A 2,737-nucleotide genomic window follows, 5' to 3' on the forward strand; every position below is an offset into this window, starting at 1 on the left:
CCCGCGATGGCGGTTGGCGTCGAAATCGCCCTCGTCGGGCACTTCATCATTCATCACTGGCATGGTTCCATTATCGCGCACGGTATGTGAATTTCACTCGATTTCGATTCCTCCGGTAGCGCAATCGAATATGGCATTGCGTCGGCGCAGCGCGCGGCTATATACTTTTCGCGGGCGGGGATTCCGGTCACGAGCCGGCCGGGCATATCGGATATGCCGGCATATGCGGCGTCGATAAAAAACGGAAAATCGAAACACGTCGAGATGTCGGAACGTTGAAAAGAACGTCGGGACGTCGAAGGAAACGTCAGAAAGCAGGAACGGATATGGCAACGCATGCAGTCACTTCGAAGGATTTCAACCAGATCGTCGAATCGAACGATCTGGTGTTCGTCGATTTCTGGGCGACTTGGTGCGGTCCGTGCCGCGCGTTCGGCCCGACGTTCGAGAAGGCGAGTGAGGAGCATCCGGACGTCTACTTCGCCAAGGTGGACATCGATCAGAATCCCGATCTGGCCTCCGCAGCCAAGGTGCAGGCGGTGCCGACGCTGATGGTCGTCAAGAACCAGCAGATTGTGTTCCAGCAGGCTGGCGCGTTGCGCGCCTCCGATCTGGACTCCCTTATCGAGCAGGCCAAGGCGCTCGACATGAGCGCTTCGGACAACGGCTCCGATACCCCCTCCGGTGTTTCCGCGGAATGACAACGTTTTCGTCGCCCAGCGATCGAATTCCTCGGAGTGCGCTAGACTGTATGTAGTTGCGCGTTTTCCGGCGGAGCCCATGCGGCCGCGCGCACGCGTTCGAGAAGCGCTTGAATCCGCCGAGGAATTGTAAGCGATGTAGGAGCAGAATGGCTAACCATAAAAGACATGCCCAACCGGCCACTTTGTCTCTGCCGAGCAAGTCCCAGCTGGTGAAGATTGCCGCAACGGTCGCGGCAGTAGGGCTGTTGGCCACCGGTGGCTTCGTGTCCCATAACCTGTACGCCACAGCGGATGCGAGTAAGGAGAAGCCCCAATCGGTTTCCGCGTATTCCGTTTCCGATGCCAACGAGGCTTCCCGCGGCAACGCGCGTGAGGCGCTGAAGGGCAACACCTCGTATGTCACGGTGAAAATCAACGGCAAGACCCGCGTGGTCCCCGGCACCGATTTCACCGATGTGAAGTCCGTGCTGGATGCCGGTGACATCACTTTGGATCCGGAAGACACCGTCTCGCCGGCTCTGACTACGAAAGTCAATGAGAAGACCGTCATCACCATCAATCGTGCGGGCGCGTCCGTCGCCGTGACGGACACTGCGATTCCGTTCAACACGGTGAAGAAGGAAACCTCCTCCCTGCCGAAGGGTCAGGAGAAGGTCGAGACCGAAGGCCAAGAAGGCGTGATGGAGACCACGAATCTCGTCACCAAGTCTGGCAGCACGGTCGTTTCCTCCAATATGATCAGCTCGTTCGTGAAGAAAGCCCCGACCGACAAGGTGATTCTCGTGGGCACCGGTTCCACCACGCCGTCCACAGCCGCCGCGACCATCGGCACCACCGTCCCCGCCGGCGAGATGCAGCAGTGGGCTCACGATTACCTGCTGTCCAACGGCTACACCGAAGAGGACTTCACCGCGACCGTGTACATCATCTCGCACGAATCCGGCTGGAACGTGTCGGCCACCAATCCGAGCTCCGGCGCATACGGTCTGCCGCAGGCGCTTCCGGGATCGAAGATGGTCAGCGCGGGTGCCGATTGGGCCACCAACTACCAGACCCAGCTCAAGTGGTTCTGGGGTTACTGCGCCCAGCGCTACGGCTCCATCCAGGGTGCCTATGCATACTGGCTCGCACACAAGTGCTACTGATGCCGCCGAACCTTCACTAAGCGTGCGATTCCAATCGCCTCACGCTCACCCAAAAGCCTCGTTCCACGCGAGGCTTTTCTTTTCCCATGTTCTCCTTTCGTCCTTTTCCTTGTCCTCTTTTCCTTGTCCTCTTTTCCTTGTCCTCTTTTCCCCGTCCTCTTTTCCTTGTCCTCTTTTCCTCGTTCTCTTCTTTCGTCTTTCTTGCTTTCCGTCTCTGTCCTCTTCTTTCCTCGCCCCTCTTCCCTGCTCTCTTTCCTCCCTGCTCTCCTTGTTCCCATCTTTCCTTGCTCCCCCTCCGTCCTGTCTTGCTCTCTTCCGTCCTATCTTTCGTCCCTGTGTTCCTTTTTGTCATCCTTTTCCGCACCTCCGTTTTGTTTGCGGATTAAACCTCTCCTCTGCGGATTAATGCAATGCCGTGCGGATTTGTCGACACGTGTGCGGATTAATTTCGCCAGTTTCAGCCACAAATTAATCAAAACAGAAAGCGAAATACTGAAATTCCAATGTTTTTCGATTTTGCGATTAGCAAATCACGTGATTATTATCCGCACGGACATCGAAAAATCCGCACACGTACTGAATAATCCGCACAGAATCCAAAGAATCCACATAATCGTCGGAATAATCCGCACAACATTCAAGAAATCCGCACGGCACACGATGAATCCGCACGAGCGATGAATAATCCGCAAACCAATACAGAAGCCAATCCAAAACCAATACAGGATTGCGAGTGGATTTATGAGCAACTACGTAAATAGTAATTGCTACACATAGAAACAAAGACATGCAGATACACGGCACACGCACATACGCGGCACGAACAAACGCGACGCACACGGCACACGCACAAACGCACGTACACGGCACACATGACTCACACAAACG

General features: G+C 55.5%; 3 protein-coding genes and 1 pseudogene. 2 read left to right on the forward strand and 2 right to left on the reverse strand.

Annotated elements, in window-relative coordinates:
- Positions 1-63 (reverse strand): annotated as a pseudogene (locus tag ACR0P8_RS09250) (DUF4916 domain-containing protein); the annotation flags it as partial.
- A 263-nt stretch (positions 64-326) separates the two neighbouring features.
- On the opposite strand from ACR0P8_RS09250, the gene trxA reads away from it, so the two are divergent.
- A complete protein-coding gene (gene trxA, locus ACR0P8_RS09255) occupies positions 327-701 on the forward strand; it encodes a thioredoxin (RefSeq protein WP_432624781.1) in 375 nt (124 codons plus the stop codon).
- A gap of 149 nt (positions 702-850) precedes the next feature.
- Positions 851-1,849, forward strand: coding sequence for a G5 domain-containing protein (locus ACR0P8_RS09260; protein ID WP_432624782.1), 999 nt, complete (start codon positions 851-853; stop codon positions 1,847-1,849).
- On the opposite strand, the gene ACR0P8_RS09265 is transcribed toward ACR0P8_RS09260, so the two are convergent.
- Positions 1,843-2,127: a hypothetical protein gene (locus ACR0P8_RS09265; protein ID WP_432624783.1), complete on the reverse strand. Its 285-nt coding sequence runs from the start codon at positions 2,125-2,127 to the stop codon at positions 1,843-1,845. The genes ACR0P8_RS09260 and ACR0P8_RS09265 overlap by 7 nt on opposite strands.
- Positions 2,128-2,737: the final 610 nt, after the last annotated feature.

This window comes from Bifidobacterium sp., assembly GCF_050874245.1.
Classification (GTDB): Bacteria; Actinomycetota; Actinomycetes; order Actinomycetales; family Bifidobacteriaceae; genus Bifidobacterium.